Origin of the sequence: Lentzea kentuckyensis, from assembly GCF_002150765.1 — a bacterium.
In the GTDB taxonomy this organism is placed as follows: domain Bacteria; phylum Actinomycetota; class Actinomycetes; order Mycobacteriales; family Pseudonocardiaceae; genus Lentzea; species Lentzea kentuckyensis.
Window position 1 is genome coordinate 104,236 of the sequence record NZ_MUYM01000015.1, and the last position, 14,129, is coordinate 118,364.

Annotated in this window: 17 protein-coding genes; 8 read left to right on the forward strand and 9 right to left on the reverse strand. The window is 68.6% G+C overall.

Features of this window, described 5'->3' with window-relative positions; translation table 11 throughout:
* Positions 1–35: 35 nt before the first annotated feature.
* A complete protein-coding gene (locus B0F77_RS08820) occupies positions 36–653 on the reverse strand; it encodes a TetR/AcrR family transcriptional regulator (RefSeq protein ID WP_086662309.1) in 618 nt (205 codons plus the stop codon).
* Positions 654–745: 92 nt separating this feature from the next.
* Here B0F77_RS08820 and B0F77_RS08825 point away from each other — a divergent pair, with 92 nt between their 5' ends.
* The 4 genes from B0F77_RS08825 to B0F77_RS08840 are packed head-to-tail and all read left to right on the forward strand — an operon-like array spanning position 746 to position 4,445.
* Positions 746–1,891 carry an acyl-CoA dehydrogenase family protein gene (locus B0F77_RS08825; protein ID WP_030469051.1) on the forward strand — a complete coding sequence of 382 codons (1,146 nt, stop codon included), beginning with the start codon at positions 746–748 and terminating at the stop codon, positions 1,889–1,891.
* Between the two features lie 10 nt (positions 1,892–1,901).
* A complete protein-coding gene (locus tag B0F77_RS08830) occupies positions 1,902–3,098 on the forward strand; it encodes an acetyl-CoA C-acetyltransferase (RefSeq protein WP_086662310.1) in 1,197 nt (398 codons plus the stop codon).
* Positions 3,098–3,856: an SDR family NAD(P)-dependent oxidoreductase gene (locus B0F77_RS08835; RefSeq protein WP_045314876.1), complete on the forward strand. Its 759-nt coding sequence runs from the start codon at positions 3,098–3,100 to the stop codon at positions 3,854–3,856. Before B0F77_RS08830 ends, B0F77_RS08835 begins: the two co-directional genes overlap by 1 nt.
* Positions 3,857–3,902: 46 nt before the next feature.
* Entirely contained in the window at positions 3,903–4,445 is a 543-nt protein-coding gene (locus B0F77_RS08840) for a 3'-5' exonuclease (protein ID WP_086662311.1), read from the forward strand.
* Here B0F77_RS08840 and B0F77_RS08845 read toward each other — a convergent pair.
* Positions 4,435–5,484 (reverse strand): DUF2855 family protein, encoded by a 1,050-nt coding sequence (locus B0F77_RS08845; RefSeq protein ID WP_086662312.1) that lies wholly within the window; start codon positions 5,482–5,484, stop codon positions 4,435–4,437. The two genes, B0F77_RS08840 and B0F77_RS08845, sit on opposite strands and share 11 nt — an antisense overlap.
* A 38-nt stretch (positions 5,485–5,522) precedes the next feature.
* Here B0F77_RS08845 and B0F77_RS08850 point away from each other — a divergent pair, with 38 nt between their 5' ends.
* Complete coding sequence (locus B0F77_RS08850) at positions 5,523–6,092, forward strand: TetR/AcrR family transcriptional regulator (protein WP_245847901.1); 570 nt, start codon at positions 5,523–5,525, stop codon at positions 6,090–6,092.
* Here B0F77_RS08850 and B0F77_RS08855 read toward each other — a convergent pair.
* Together B0F77_RS08855 and B0F77_RS08860 are read right to left on the reverse strand one after the other, a co-directional pair.
* Positions 6,079–6,531 carry a MaoC family dehydratase gene (locus tag B0F77_RS08855; protein ID WP_086662314.1) on the reverse strand — a complete coding sequence of 151 codons (453 nt, stop codon included), beginning with the start codon at positions 6,529–6,531 and terminating at the stop codon, positions 6,079–6,081. The genes B0F77_RS08850 and B0F77_RS08855 overlap by 14 nt on opposite strands.
* 8 nt (positions 6,532–6,539) lie before the next feature.
* On the reverse strand, positions 6,540–7,292 hold the full coding sequence (locus B0F77_RS08860) for an SDR family oxidoreductase (RefSeq protein ID WP_245847902.1): 753 nt from the start codon (positions 7,290–7,292) through the stop codon (positions 6,540–6,542).
* A gap of 141 nt (positions 7,293–7,433) precedes the next feature.
* Between B0F77_RS08860 and B0F77_RS08865 the strand changes: the two genes are divergently transcribed.
* Positions 7,434–8,234, forward strand: coding sequence for an SDR family NAD(P)-dependent oxidoreductase (locus B0F77_RS08865; RefSeq protein WP_086662316.1), 801 nt, complete (start codon positions 7,434–7,436; stop codon positions 8,232–8,234).
* 1 nt (position 8,235) lies between these two features.
* Complete coding sequence (locus tag B0F77_RS08870; RefSeq protein WP_086662317.1) at positions 8,236–9,207, forward strand: quinone oxidoreductase family protein; 972 nt, start codon at positions 8,236–8,238, stop codon at positions 9,205–9,207.
* Positions 9,208–9,294: 87 nt separating this feature from the next.
* Here the strand turns inward: B0F77_RS08870 and B0F77_RS08875 are convergent, their stop codons facing one another.
* The 5 genes from B0F77_RS08875 to B0F77_RS08895 form a co-directional block, all read right to left on the reverse strand.
* The gene (locus B0F77_RS08875) at positions 9,295–9,735 is read right to left on the reverse strand and encodes a DUF6319 family protein (RefSeq protein WP_245847903.1); all 441 of its coding nucleotides are present in this window, start codon (positions 9,733–9,735) and stop codon (positions 9,295–9,297) included.
* 94 nt (positions 9,736–9,829) lie between these two features.
* Entirely contained in the window at positions 9,830–10,051 is a 222-nt protein-coding gene (locus B0F77_RS08880) for a hypothetical protein (RefSeq protein ID WP_245847904.1), read from the reverse strand.
* Positions 10,048–11,205 carry a S8 family peptidase gene (locus tag B0F77_RS08885; RefSeq protein WP_086662318.1) on the reverse strand — a complete coding sequence of 386 codons (1,158 nt, stop codon included), beginning with the start codon at positions 11,203–11,205 and terminating at the stop codon, positions 10,048–10,050. Before B0F77_RS08885 ends, B0F77_RS08880 begins: the two co-directional genes overlap by 4 nt.
* Positions 11,206–11,269: 64 nt before the next feature.
* On the reverse strand, positions 11,270–12,442 hold the full coding sequence (locus B0F77_RS08890; RefSeq protein WP_086662319.1) for a cation:proton antiporter: 1,173 nt from the start codon (positions 12,440–12,442) through the stop codon (positions 11,270–11,272).
* A gap of 5 nt (positions 12,443–12,447) precedes the next feature.
* Positions 12,448–12,921, reverse strand: coding sequence for a cation:proton antiporter regulatory subunit (locus B0F77_RS08895; RefSeq protein ID WP_086662320.1), 474 nt, complete (start codon positions 12,919–12,921; stop codon positions 12,448–12,450).
* Positions 12,922–12,939: 18 nt separating this feature from the next.
* Here B0F77_RS08895 and B0F77_RS08900 point away from each other — a divergent pair, with 18 nt between their 5' ends.
* Entirely contained in the window at positions 12,940–14,055 is a 1,116-nt protein-coding gene (locus B0F77_RS08900) for a DUF1015 family protein (protein ID WP_086662321.1), read from the forward strand.
* Positions 14,056–14,129 lie beyond the last annotated feature (74 nt).

Sequence of the window (14,129 nt, forward strand, 5' to 3'; positions counted from 1 at the left end):
CGCTTTCGTGGACCTCAGGTCCACGAAAGCGCCGTTCATGGCTTTAGCATCCTCAGGACGAGGTCGGCGTACAACGCGCCGATCTCGTCCGGAGTCCGCCTCCCGTCCGGCCGGTACCAGCGCGCGACGTCGATGCACAGCGACAGCACGGCCAGGGTCGCGCCCTTCAGGTCCGCCACGTCGAACACGCCCTCCGCGACCCCGTCCGCGATGAACGACCGCATCCGCTGGTCGATCTGCCGGCGCAGCTCCGCCACCTCCGCGTGGTGTTCGGGAGTGAGCGCGCCGAGCTCGTACTGCACCACTCGCGCCGTCGTGTGGAACTCCGCGTGCCACCCCGCGAACGCCGCCACCGCGTTCCGCAGGCGCTCCACCGCGCCGGCGCCCTGGATGCCGGACAGCATGGTCAGCGACGTCTCGTGGCCGATGTAGGAGATGTTGAACAGCAGCTCCTCTTTGGACCGGTAGTGGATGTACACGGCCGCGGGCGACATTCCCGCGAGAGAAGCGATGTCACGGGTCGTCGTGGCGTGGTATCCCTTGCCTGCGAACGCGTGGGCGGCGGCGATGAGCATGCGGCGGGCGGCGTCCGGGGTGACCGAGCGCCAGGTCTCGTCGAGCAGGGCGAACTCGTCCAGGCCGACAGTGGTCATCGGGCTGCTCCTCGCGTGTTGACAGGTGATGGATCGTACTGCACGCTAAGCGGGCGCTTAGCGCTAAGCAACCGCTTAGTATGGAGGTAGTCGTGCAGCGGACGCTGTTCAACGAGGATCACGCCGCGTTCCGGGAGTCGGCGAAGGCGTTCGTCGAGCGCACGATCACGCCGAACGTCGAGAAGTTCATCGAGCAGCGCGTGATCGACCGGGACGTGTGGCTGGAGGCGGGCCGGCAGGGCCTGCTCGGTCTGGAGATCCCCGAGGAGTACGGCGGCAGCGGCGCGAACGACTACCGGTTCAACACGGTGTTCGCCGAGGAGCTGTGCCGGGTCAACGCGGCGGTCGCGTCGTCGCTGGGCATCCACGGTGACGTCGTGGCGCCCTACCTGGTCGACCTGTGCACCGAGGAGCAGAAGCAGCGCTGGCTGCCCGGCATGTGCACCGGTGAGATCAAGACCGGCATCGCGATGACCGAGCCCTCCGGTGGCTCCGACCTCGCCGCTTTGAAGACCAACGCCGTTCGGGACGGATCCGACTGGATCCTCAACGGCTCCAAGACGTTCATCACCAACGGCTACACCGCCGACATGATCGTCGTGGCGGCCCGGACCGACCCCTCGAAGGGCGCGCGCGGTATCACGCTGTTCGCCGTCGAGACCGGCATGCCCGGCTTCGAGCGCGGCCGCAAGCTCGACAAGGTCGGCCAGCACCCGTCCGACACCGCGGAGCTGTTCTTCTCCGACGTGCGGCTCTCGCAGGAGCACGTCATCGGCGAGGAGGGCCAGGGCTTCATCTACATGATGGAACGCCTGCCGCAGGAGCGGATCGGCGGTGCGATCTCCAACCTCGCGCACGCGCAGGGCGTCTTCGACGAAACGCTGGAGTACGTCAAGGAGCGCAAGGCGTTCGGCCAGGCGATCGGCAAGTTCCAGCACAACAAGTTCCAGCTCGCCGAGCTGCGCACCAAGCTGGACGTCTCGCAGGCGTTCATCGACACCCTGACCATGCAGCACGTTCGCGGCGAACTGAGCTCGGTCGAGGCCGCGCAGGCGAAGTACTGGAGCGCCGACGTCGAGAACGAGGTCATCGACGCCTGTGTGCAGCTGCACGGCGGCTACGGCTACATGACCGAGTACCGCGTCGCCCGCGCGTGGATGGACGCCCGCGTCACGAAGATCTGGGCGGGCTCCAACGAGATCATGAAGGAACTCATCGGCCGCGACCTCGGCCTGTAAGGGGTGTTCTGTGGCTGAAGCAGTCATCGTCTCCACCGCCCGGTCGCCGATCGGCCGCGCCCGCAAGGGTTCGCTCGTCTCGCTGCGGCCGGACGACCTGGCCGCGCAGGTGATCTCCGCCGCGCTGGGCGACATCCCGGCGTCCGAGATCACCGACCTGCACCTCGGTTGTGCCGAGCCGCAGGACGAGCACGGCCAGAACATCGCGCGCCGGGTGGCCGTGCAGCTCGGGTACGACAACCTGCCCGGCACGACCGTCAACCGGTTCTGCGCGTCGTCCGTGCAGACCGCGCGGATGGCCTTCCACGCGATCAAGGCGGGGGAGGGGCACGGGTTCATCTCCGCCGGCGTGGAGTGCGTTTCCCGGTACATGCACTCCGGTGCGCCGTCGTTCAACCCGTTGTTCGACGAGGCGCGGCAACGCACTCAGGCCACGGCCGCGTCCAACGCCCCGTGGACCGATCCGCGGCTGGACGGCAAGCTGCCCGACTACTACATCGCGATGGGCCAGACGGCCGAGAACGTCGCGACGCAGATGGGCATCTCGCGGCACGACCAGGACGAGTTCGGCGTGCGGTCGCAGAACCTCGCGGAGAAGGCGATCGCGGACGGGTTCTTCGCCCGCGAGATCACTCCGGTCGTGCTGGCCGACGGAACCGTGGTGTCGACCGACGACGGTCCGCGCGCCGGCGTCACGTACGAGGCTGTTTCCGCGCTGAAGCCGTCCTTCCGGCCCGAGGGCACGATCACGGCCGGCAACTGCTGCCCGTTGAACGACGGCGCGGCCGCTGTCGTGATCATGAGCTCCACGCGGGCGAAGGAGCTCGGCCTGACTCCGCTGGCGCGCATCGTGTCCACCGGTGTTTCCGGGCTGTCGCCGGAGATCATGGGGCTCGGGCCCGTCGACGCCACCCGGCAGGCTCTCGGTCACGCCGGTCTGTCCATTTCGGACATCGACCTGGTGGAGATCAACGAGGCGTTCGCCGTCCAGGTGCTCGGCAGCCAGCGTGCGCTGGGCATCGACATCGACCGGGTGAACGTGCACGGTGGGGCCATCGCTCTCGGGCACCCGTTCGGCTCCACCGGCGCGCGGATCATGACGACGCTGATCAACGGCATGCAGGCCCGCGACGCGCAGTTCGGTCTTGAGACGATGTGCGTCGGCGGCGGTCAGGGCATGGCGATCATCCTGGAAAGGCTTTCGTAGTGGGAATCCTCGACAAGTTCAGGCTTGACGGGAAGGTCGCGATCGTCACGGGCGCGTCCTCTGGCCTCGGTGTGGCGTTCGCCAAGGGCCTCGCGGAGGCCGGGGCGGACGTCGTGCTCGCGGCTCGTCGCGCGGACAAGCTGAAGGACACGGCGGCCCTCGTCGAGTCGGTCGGCCGGCGCGCTCTCGTCGTGCAGGCGGATGTCTCGCAGCCCGACGACTGCCGTGAGGTGGCTCGTGCGGCTGCCGAGTTCGGCACTGTCGCCGTGCTGGTGAACAACGCCGGTGTGGCTTCCGCGGTGCCGGCTTCGCGGGAGACGCCGGAGGAGTTCCTCGGTGTCATGGACGTGAACCTCAACGGTGCGTACTGGATGGCTCAGGCCGCCGCAGCGGTGATGAAGTCCGGCGGCTCGATCATCAACATCTCCTCGGTGCTCGGGCTGGTGACCGGCGGCATCCCGCAGGCCGCGTACTCGGCGTCGAAGGCCGGTCTGCTCGGTCTGACGCGGGACCTGGCGCAGCAGTGGACCGGACGCAAGGGCATCCGGGTCAACGCGATCTGCCCCGGCTTCTTCGCGTCGGAGATGACCGACCAGTACCCGCCCGGCTACCTGGAGAAGATGCAGGCCGCGCTGCCCGCCGGGCGCATCGGTGACCCGGAGGAGCTGGCGGCGGCCGTCGTCTTCCTGGCCTCTGCTGCCGGCGGGTACGTCACGGGCGAGACGCTCGTCGTCGACGGTGGCGCTGTCATCGTCTAAGAGCAGGCATCGTTTAGTCGTTGGACACGTCCGGGACGATCAGCACGTGATAGCTCTTGACCACGTGCTGGTCGTCGACGTGGAGTCGACCTGCTGGGAAGGATCTCCGCCTCCAGGAGAGGTCTCGGAGATCATCGAGATCGGGATCTGCCCGCTCGAGGTGTCCTCCGGCGTGCGCGGTGAGCGGCGCAGTGTGCTGGTGCGGCCGACGCGGTCGCGGGTCAGCGAGTTCTGCACCCGGCTGACGACGCTGACCGCCGACCAGGTCGCTGACGGTGTGTCGTTCGCCGAGGCGTGCGCGGTGCTGCGCAAGGAGTTCCGGTCGGACCGCCGGGTCTGGGCCTCCTACGGCGACTACGACCGCAAGATGTTCGAGCGGCAGTGCAAGGACCTGGGCGTGGGGTATCCGTTCGGGCCACGGCACGTCAACGTCAAGACCTTGTTCGCGCTGGCGCACGCGTTGCCACGTGAGGTCGGCATGGCCGAGGCGGTGCGGCTCGCCGGGCAGAAGCTCGACGGCACGCACCACCGCGGCCACGACGACGCCTACAACATCGCCGGACTGCTGGCCGGACTGCTCAGAAAGTGATCACGTCGGCCGTGTTCGGGTTCGCCTTGCCCGCCAGCACGGACTGCCAGACCTCGACGAGCTCGTCCGGGCCGCTGTGCCGTGCGATGCCGACCCAGCCGCCCGCCTGAGCGGTGAAGGCGTGCCAGGCCGCTCCGAAACGCTCGGCGAGCCCCTCTGAGCCCCAGTCGGCGGTGCGCTTGCGGAGCTGCTCCGGGGCGAAGAAGAACTGCGAGCGCGGGTCCGCCGAGGCCTTCTGCTGGGTGAGGCCGATCGAGATGTCCTTCACCAGGTTGTCGCCGAGCCTGTCGTGCAGCGTCGAACGGACATCCGCCGAGCCGCTGAAGTCCAGGTACACGCTCGGTTCGACGTCCACGGCGGCGTCGTAGGGGAGCACGGTGTCGTAGAGGCCCAGGCTCTCGGTGAATTCCACGTTGCGGGGCGAGGTGAGGCCCACCAGGCGCACGCCCTTGTCGCGCAGGCACTGTGCGGTGCCGAACGCCGTCTTGCTGGAGGCGGAGGAGAGCACGACGGTGCGGGCGCCGTAGAAGTCGTTGTTCGCCACCTGGTCGGCGAGCAGGAACGACGTCATGAACAGCGGCCGGTAGAGGACCTGGAGGTCTTCCTGCTCCGCGTTGTACGCGGGGTCGTTGGTGGTGACGAGGTAGCTGTTGTAGACGGCCGGCAGTTCGGCGCGGTGGTCGGCCGTGTCGACGAAGCCGGCCGAGGTCAGCTTGGCGCGGACCTTGAGGTGGCTCGACATCGGCAGGAAGCCGTAGACGCGGGTGCCGGCGGGCAGTGAGTCCAAAGTGGAGTCGACGACGTCGGCGAAGCCCCACAGCGGGATGACGCCCCGGCCTTCCGCGGTGGTGGGGAAGAACTTCCAGTAGCCGATGAGGTCGCCGATCACGCCGTAGGTGACGTTGTTGGCGGTGAGGCCGGTGTGGCTGACGCGCAGCAGCACCTCGCAGTCCTCGAGCTCGGGGGACAGTTCGTCGTGGAGGACTTCGGTTTTGGTGAGGTCGTCGCGGTCCACGACGACGGTCCAACGACTGATCATTGCCTGGATTCTCCTTGGTCGGGAGGTACGCTCCGGTCGTGACCGTGCCTGAAAGACTGATCGACGCCGCCACCCGCCTGTTCGCGGACAAGGGGTACGAGCGGGTCGCCGTGCAGGAGATCGTGGAGCGCGCCGGTGTCACCAAAGGCGCGATGTACCACTACTTCGGGTCGAAGGACGACCTGCTGCACGAGATCTACGGGCGGTTGCTGCGGATGCAGACCGAACGGCTGGAGAAGATCGCTTCGGGTGACGGCACGGTCACCGAGCGGCTGCGCGACGCGGCCATCGACGTGATCGTCACGAGTGTCGACAACTTCGACGCGGCCAAGGTGTTCTTCCGGTCGATCGATCATCTGTCCGCCGAGAAGCAGAAGGAAGTGCGGGCGGAACGGCGGCGCTACCACGAGAAGTTCCGCGGTCTGGTCGAGGAGGGGCAGCGGGACGGGATCTTCCGGGCGGACGTGCCCGCGGACCTCGCCACGCACTACTTCTTCGGCTCGCTGCACCACCTGGGTACGTGGTACCGCCCGGACGGGGAGATCCCGGCCGGGCGGCTGGCGGAGCACTACGCGGATCTGCTGATCCACTCGATCAAGGAACAATGACGCTGACGATCTCGGCCACGCACGCGGGCTTGTCGTTGCCCTCGATCTCGATGACGACCTTGGTCACGAGCTGCTTGCCCAGCGAGATGTCCGTGATGTCCAGCAGTTCGACGCCCGCGCGCACCCTGGCGCCGACGAGCACCGGCTGCGGGAAGCGGACCTTGTTGCTGCCGTAGTTCACACCCATCTTGATGTTCTTGACGGTGTAGATGTCCCGCACCAGGAACGGCACCAGCGACAGCGTCAGGTAGCCGTGCGCCACCGGGCCGCCGAACGGGCCCTTCTTCGCCTTCTCGACGTCGATGTGGATCCACTGGTGGTCCAGCGTCGCGTCGGCGAACAGGTTGACCTGCTCCTGCGTGACCTCGTGCCACTCGCCGAAACCGAGGTGCTCGCCCTTGGCCGCGACCAGTTCGTCGATGTTCTCGAAAGCGCGCATGTGGGCCCTCAGTCCTTCGGTCCGCCGGCGACGTAGATGACCTGGCCGGACACGAACCCGGCGCCCTCGCTGACGAGGAACGACGCGGTGTGCGCGATGTCCTCCGGCTGGCCGACGCGGGCGACCGGGATCGTCTGCGCGGCACCGTTGATCAGGTCCTCGAACGAGATCTTCATGCGCTCGGCGGTCGCCTTGGTCATCTCGGTGGCGATGAAGCCGGGCGCGATCGCGTTGACCGTGACGCCGAACTTGCCGAGCTCGATCGCGAGGGTCTTGGTGAAGCCCTGCAGACCGGCCTTGGCGGCGGAGTAGTTGGCCTGGCCGCGGTTGCCCAGCGCGCTGGTGGAGCTGAGGTTGACGATGCGGCCGAAGCCTTCCTTCGTCTGGTGCGCCTGCACGGCCTTGCTCATCAGGAACGCGCCGCGCAGGTGCACGTTCATGACCGTGTCCCAGTCGCTCGCGGTCATCTTGAACAGCAGGTTGTCGCGCAGCACGCCAGCGTTGTTGATCAGCACGGTCGGCGCGCCGAGCTGCTCGGCGACCTTCGCGACCGCGGCGTTGACCTGCTCCTCGTCGGACACGTCGACCTTGAGCCCGATGGCGCGCCCACCGCCCGCGACGATCTTGTCGGCGCCGTCGAGCACACCCTGCTCGTCGAGGTCGAGCAACGCGACGGCCAGGCCGTCCGCGGCGAGACGCTGCGCGACCGCGGCACCGATGCCACGAGCCGCGCCGGTGACGATCGCAACCCTGTCGGCCACGGGTCCTCCTTCGTTGGGGGATGGTGAGCTAAGCAAGCGCTTAGTAACGTACCTATCAGTCCGCTTGACGTCCAGCGCCGCGCGGACGACCATACCGACTGGTCGGAATGTTGCCTAGGAGTCTCACCCCCGAGGAGGCAGGTGCCCGTGGAACTCACCGGCAAGGTCGCGCTCATCACCGGCGGATCGAACGGCATCGGTGCCGCGTCCGCCCGGCGCCTGGCTTCGCTCGGCGTGCGGGTCGTGGTCGCCGATGTGGACGCTGACCAGGGCAAAGTCGTTGCCGATGAGGTCGGCGGCGTGTTCGTGCGCTGCGATGTGACCCAGCCCGCGGACTCGGCCGAGGCGGTTGAGGTCGCCGTGCGCGAGTTCGGCGGGTTGGACATCGCCTTCCTGAACGCCGGCATCGGCACCGGGTGCTCGTTGGGCGACGATTTCGACGTCGAGAAGTACCGTCGCGCGATGGCCATCAACCTCGACGGCGTGGTCTACGGCGTGCACGCCGCGCTGCCGGCGCTGAGGGCTTCCGGCGGCCAGATCATCGCGACGGCGTCGATGGCCGGCCTCATGCCGGTACCCGGCGACCCCGTCTACGGCGCCAACAAGGCCGCCGTGGTCGGCCTGGTGCGCGCGCTCGGCGGGGCGTATTCCGATGTGCGGATCAACGCGCTGTGTCCTGCTTTCGCGGACACCAACATCATCACGCCGCTGCGCTCGACGCTGGAGGAGATCGGCATGCCGATCCTGCCGGTGTCGACCGTGGTGGACACCTTCATGTCCATTGTGGAGGGTTCGGGCACCGGCGAGGCCTGGTTCGTGCAGTCCGGCCGCCCGTCGGAGCCGTTCGGCTTCCGCAACCCGCCTGGGCCTCGTGCGGCTGACGGCTCGCGGGTCGCGGCCGCCCAGAAGGACCCCATTTCCATCGCGCTCAAGGAGAACTGACGTGCGTGCCATCCAGATCACCGAGTTCGGTGGGCCCGAGGTGTTGCAGCAGGTGGAGCTGCCCGACCCCGTCGCGGGTGAGGGCGAGGTGCTGATCAACGTTTCGCGGGCAGGGTTGAACTACGCGGACACGCACCAGGCGGAGAACTCCTACCTGGCTCAGATGACGCTGCCGCTGGTGCCCGGCGGTGAGGTCGTCGGCACGACCGTTGATGGTCGCCGGGTTGTCGCGCTGACGAAGAACTCCGGTGGGTACGCGGAGAAGGCTGTCGCGCCCGCGTTGACGACGTTCGACGTGCCGGACGGGGTGGACGACCTCACGGCGTTGTCGTTGATCGTGCAGGGCGCCACGGCGTGGCTGTTGCTGCGGAAGTCGACTCACATGGAGCCCGGTGAGTCGGTTGTCGTGCACGCGGCTGCTGGTGGCGTGGGGACGATCGCCGTTCAGCTGGCCAAGTTGTGGGGTGCTGGGCGGGTCATCGCCACGGCTTCCTCCGACGACAAGCGGAAGCTGGCGTTGGATCTCGGGGCGGATGTGGCGATCGACTCGCGGTCAGAGGACATGACCGCCGCGCTGAAGGAGGCCAACGGCGGCCGGCGCGTTGACGTGGTGCTGGACATGACTGGAGGGGCTACCACTGATCAGTCGTTGGTGGCGCTGGCTCCGTTTGGGCGGCTTGCGTTTTATGGGATGGCCTCGCGGGAAAGGCCGAAGCCGGTCGACCTCGGCGCACTGCTCGTGCACTCCACGGCCGTTGCGGGTATGTGGCTGCCGCACGCCCTGAAGGTGCGCGACGCCGAGCACGGGACGTTGGCGCACCGGGCCATGGCCGAACTCTTCCAGCTCGTGGTGGACGGCAAGCTGAAGGCCGTTCCCGGTGGGGAGTACGGACTCGGCGAGATCCAGCAGGCGCACGAGGACCTGCGGGCTCGGCGTACCGCTGGGAAGTTGCTGCTCGATCCGTCCCGCTGACGCACCGTTCGCCGGAGCGTCCACAATGGACTAACGCCGAAGGGGTGGTCCGCCGAAGCGGACCACCCCTTCAGGTGTCTTGCGGGCTTACTCGGAAAGCTCGGCCAGCTGGGCCTTCACCCTGGCCAGCTCGGCCTCCAGCTCCTCCATGCGGGTGCGGTGCTGGTCGCGCGCCGCCTCGAGCACCGTTTCGATGCCCTCCGCGATGTCCTCGTGCAGCTCCTTGGCCGCCTTGGCCACGGCGATGGCCGGGATGACGAGGCCCGACACGACTCGCTGCGTGCCGTGGACCAGGTCGGCCTGCCATTCGCCTTCGGCGGTGCCGGTCACCGTGAGCGTGAGCTCCACGGTGCGGGTCTTCTTCGCCGTGCTCTTGGCGCGGGCGGCCGCCTTCGGCTTTTCGGCCTTGGGCGCCTCCGCGGCCGGCTTGGGAGCCTCTACCGGCTTCGTCGCCTCGGGGGCCGCCGCCGGAGTCTCCTCCACGTCGGTTTCCTCGACTGCCTGCACCTCGGTGAGCGTGTCCGACACGATCAGGTTTCCTCTCTCCGCAACGACGTGACCCCGCGCACAATCGTAGAACACGTGTTCGATCGCGCGTGAATGGGGTCGGTGGAGAGCCTAGTCAGTAGGGCGGGAGCTGTACGCGCCACTGTCGTTCGACGTCCAGGACGCCGGGCACGGAGAGCAGCGAGGGGATGGCGCGGACCTCCACCGTGCCGGTCACCACGCCCAGGGCCTCCAGCACCGTGTCGACCACCAGGCCGGCCTCCCGCAGGTCGTTCAGGACGCGCGGGAGGCTGCCCTCGGTCACGGAGACCATCACCTGGTCCACCGAACCGGTCATGGCGCCTGGACTAGCCCACCGCCGACATCGGTGGACGGCAGCGGGAGCCGCAGGGAGGACAGGGCGAGGCGGGCCCAGAGCTCGAAGCCTCGGGCGCCGGTCTTCTCGGCGATCAGGACCGCCACGCCGGCCGCGTGCGGGGTCGCCATGGAGGTGCCGCGCAGGCGGGCGTACTTCTCGGGCAGTTTGAACGACGAGTAGACGTCCACGCCGGGGCCCGCCACGTCGACCTGGCCGATCTTGTCCGCGCTGCCCGACGAGAAGAACGCGATCTGCCGGTTCACGTCGATGGCCGCCACGGCGATGATGGACGGGCAGCGGGCCGGGTGGCCGACGGGCGCGATCTTGGCCGGGCGCGAGGAGGCGTTGCCGGCGGCCGCGATGATCAGGGTGCCCTTGGCCATGGCGCGCTGGGCCACGGTCTCGTAGATCTGCGAGGCGGGCGTGCCGACCGGGACGTCGGCGCCCAGGGACATCGAGATGACCGCGCAGCCGTTGCTCACGGCCCAGTCGATGCCCGCGAGGATGCCGCCGTCGGAGCCGGAACCCGCGTTGGACAGCACCTTGCCCGCGAAGATCTCGGCCTCGTGGGCGACGCCGTAGCCGGGGGGCGTGGCGGGCTTGCGCGGGCCCGCCGACGTGCCGATGCAGTGCGTGCCGTGGCCGTGGCCGTCCTGCACGTCTTCATTGGCGATGAACGACTTCGTGGTGATGGTGCGGCCCACGAAGTCGGGGTGGTTCTTCTCGAAACCGGTGTCCAGCACGGCGATCTTGACGCCCTTGCCGGTCGCCGTGCTGACGTCCGCGCCGACTGCCTGAAGGCCCCAGGTCAGGACGGACTCGTCGGCCTCGGCCGAGGGTTCTTCCTCGGCCGGTGCGGCGTCGAAGGCGTGCACGACGCGCTCCGGTTCGACGATCTGGATCGGGCCGGGACGCTCGGCGGCGCCGTTCAGCTCGGCCAGCAGGTTCGGGTCGGCGGACACCACCGCCACGCCGAGTTCGGGGAAGACCTGCACGGTCTCCGGGTCCAGCTCGCCGCTGTTCGGGTCGAACCCGGCGATCGCGCCGAGCTCGGCCACCCCCTCTTCGATGGCGTCTTCCTGTAGCAGCACCAGGAACCGGCCGGTGGTCTCCACTTCCGCGGGTTCGGTCATGACGATTCGCCCCTACTCTCCGTCTAGCCCTACTAGAGAGAGTCGTCATCCGGCGGCACTTGTTTCAGGCCATTTGCCGCTTGCGCTGAAAGAATTCACCGATTGGCTCAACGTACTTGGCCGCGATCGGCCCGAGGATCGCCATGAGCAGCACGTACGCGGTGGCCAGCGCCGCGAGCCGGTCGTCCACCTGGCCGGACGCCACGGCCAGCCCGGCGATGACGATGGAGAACTCGCCGCGCGCCACGAGTGCCGCGCCCGCACGCATGCGGCCCATCTTGCCGATGCCCTGCCGGCGGGCGGCCCACCAGCCGGTGACGACCTTGGTGAGGGTCGTGACCGCGGCGAGCGCCACGGCGATTCCAAGAACGGGTGGAATCGTCGACGGGTTGGTGTTGAGTCCGAACACGACGAAGAACATCGCGGCGAACAGGTCGCGCAGCGGCTCCAGCAGCCGTGTCGCGTTCTCGGCGGTCGAACCGGAGATCGCGATGCCGAGCAGGAACGCGCCGACCGCGGCGGACACCTGCAGCTGCGAGGCGATGCCGGCCACGAGCAACGCCGAGCCGAGCAGTTTGAGCAGGAACACCTCGTGGTCCGGACTGTCCACAATGGCCGAGATGAACCGGCCGTACTTCAACGCCACCACCAGGACCACGGTGATCGCGAGCAGTGAGATGCCGACCGAGGTGAGCCCGCCGATGATGCTCACACCCGCCAGCACGGCCGTGAGCACCGGCAGGTACACGGCCATCGCCAGGTCCTCGAACACCAGTACCGACAGCACCACGGGCGTCTCGCGGTTGCCCAGCCGGCCGAGGTCGCCCAGCACCTTCGCGACGATGCCGGACGACGAGATGTAGGTGACGCCGGCCATCGCCAGCGCGCCGACCGTGCCCCAGCCCAGCAGCAACGCGGCGATCGCGCCCGGCGCCGCGTTCAGCACCAGGTCGAGCACGCCGGCCATCCAGGACTTCTTCAGCCCGGTCGTGAGCTCGGACGCCGAGTACTCAAGACCCAGCAGCAACAACAGCAACACAACGCCGATCTCGCTGGCGATGTGCGTGAACTCCTCGATTCCTTGTAACGGCACTAAGCCGCCGACGCCGAACGCGAGACCACCGATCAGGTACAACGGGATGGGGGAGATGCCGATCCGGCGAGCGACGCGGCCGAGCAGGCCGAGGCCGAAGAACACCGCGCCGAGCTGGATCATGGCCAAAGTTGTCTGGTGCACTGTGCTTAACCGCCGTGGAGGATCTCAGCGGCGGCGTCGAGGCCTGCCGCGGTGCCGACGACGACAGCGAGGTCACCGTTTTCGAAGATGAAGTCGGGGCCGGGCGACGGATGCGCGTTGCCCGAGCGCACGACGGCCACGATGGACACACCGGTCCTGGTGCGCAGAGCGGTCTCACCGAGAGTGTGGTTCGCGAACGCGGTGACCGGCAGCTGGCGCGTCGTGATGCCCGCGATGTCGCGGTGCTCCTCGCGCAGGTGGGCGACGAGCTGCGGCGCGCCGAGCAGGCCCGCGAGCGTGCTCGCCTCTTCCGGTGAGAGGGGTATCGAGGCGGCGCAGGAGTCGGGATCGCTCGCCTTGGAGAGGATCAGCTCGAACCGGCCGTCCCGGTAGGTGATCACGCCGACGCGACGTCCGGCGCGGATCGTGAAGTCCTGGCGCGTTCCGATACCCGGCAAAGGCGTGATCTCTACGTTCACACAGATCATGATACGGGGATGTTTCTGCGAGTACGCCCAGTGAGACGGGGGTGGGTGGTGCGCGACCGCGTGCCCGGCCCCGACGTCGACGAGTTCGCCGAACCAGGACAGGTGATCGGCGCGCTCGCCAGAGCCCCGCACGGCACGTTGCTGGCCGTGCAGCACCCCCATCGCACCCCGGCGGCGCTGGCGGCCGGGACGGGGCTGCTCGACGCGCTGCCGGCCGCCCGTGCCGAACTCGCGGCGCTGATCCGGCGGGCGTACCGCGAGGTGACCGACGTCGTCGCGCCGTACCGGGTGGACGGACCGGACGGCACGGCGTGCGGGTTGCTGTGCCTGGTCGACCCGGACGCGATCGCGCACACCGAGGACGTCTACCCGGACGTGGTCGCCGAACGCGGTCAGGTGCTGGCCTCGCTCGGCATCGCGACGAGCGCGGCGATGCTGGTCCCGGTCACCGAGTTGAATCATTCCGGCCACGACGGGCTGACGTCGTTGGTGCTCGGCATGACCGACGAGCCGGCGGTGTCGCTTGTGGACTCCGGCGGGCGCAGGCACTGGGTGTGGCTGGTGGGGCCGGGCGAGTCGCAGGACGCGTTCCTGGAAGCCGCGGGCGCGCATCCGTTGCTCGTGGCGGACGGCAACCACCGGGTGGCCGCGGCCAGGGAGGCGGGGTTGTCCGGCCTGCTCGCGCTCGTCACGTCCGGGCCGGGGCTGCGGATCGGGCCGATCCACCGCGCGATCACCGGCACCGGGTTGGGCGCGTCCGATCTGGTGACGGCGTGGCGACGGGTCGGGTTGACGGTCTCGTCGTTGCCGTACGTCGTCGATCCGGAACCGGGCGTGGTCGTGGTGCGCTGCACCGACGAGGTGCTGCGGGTCGAACTTCCTGCGGGACAAGGGATCGACCACGCCGTCGTGGAGTCGTTGTTGCTGGACCGGGCTCTCGGGCTCGATCCGGAGAGCCCGCGCGTGCGGGCGGTCACCGATCCTTCGGCCGAGGCCGAAGCGGTGCTGCTCATCGCGCCGGTACCGCTGAAGGAGGTGCTCGAGGGTTCGAAGATGCCCCGCAAGAGCACTTACTTCACGCCGAAACCGCGCAGCGGGCTGCTGCTCGCGGACCTGACCCCGTAGGTCCCTGTCAGGCGGGTTCGTTCGGCCCTGTCGTACGAACAGTCCCAGGAACAAACTCGGTCGTAACGGTCCCC

Coding starts and splice junctions, on each gene's coding strand:
- B0F77_RS08820 (WP_086662309.1), bottom strand. CDS start 653: ATGACCACTGTCGGCCTGGACGAGTTCGCCCTGCTCGACGAGACCTGG.
- B0F77_RS08845 (WP_086662312.1), bottom strand. CDS start 5,484: ATGATCAGTCGTTGGACCGTCGTCGTGGACCGCGACGACCTCACCAAA.
- B0F77_RS08855 (WP_086662314.1), bottom strand. CDS start 6,531: ATGCGCGCTTTCGAGAACATCGACGAACTGGTCGCGGCCAAGGGCGAG.
- B0F77_RS08880 (WP_245847904.1), bottom strand. CDS start 10,051: ATGACCGGTTCGGTGGACCAGGTGATGGTCTCCGTGACCGAGGGCAGC.
- B0F77_RS08885 (WP_086662318.1), bottom strand. CDS start 11,205: ATGACCGAACCCGCGGAAGTGGAGACCACCGGCCGGTTCCTGGTGCTG.
- B0F77_RS08900 (WP_086662321.1), top strand. CDS start 12,940: ATGTTTCTGCGAGTACGCCCAGTGAGACGGGGGTGGGTGGTGCGCGAC.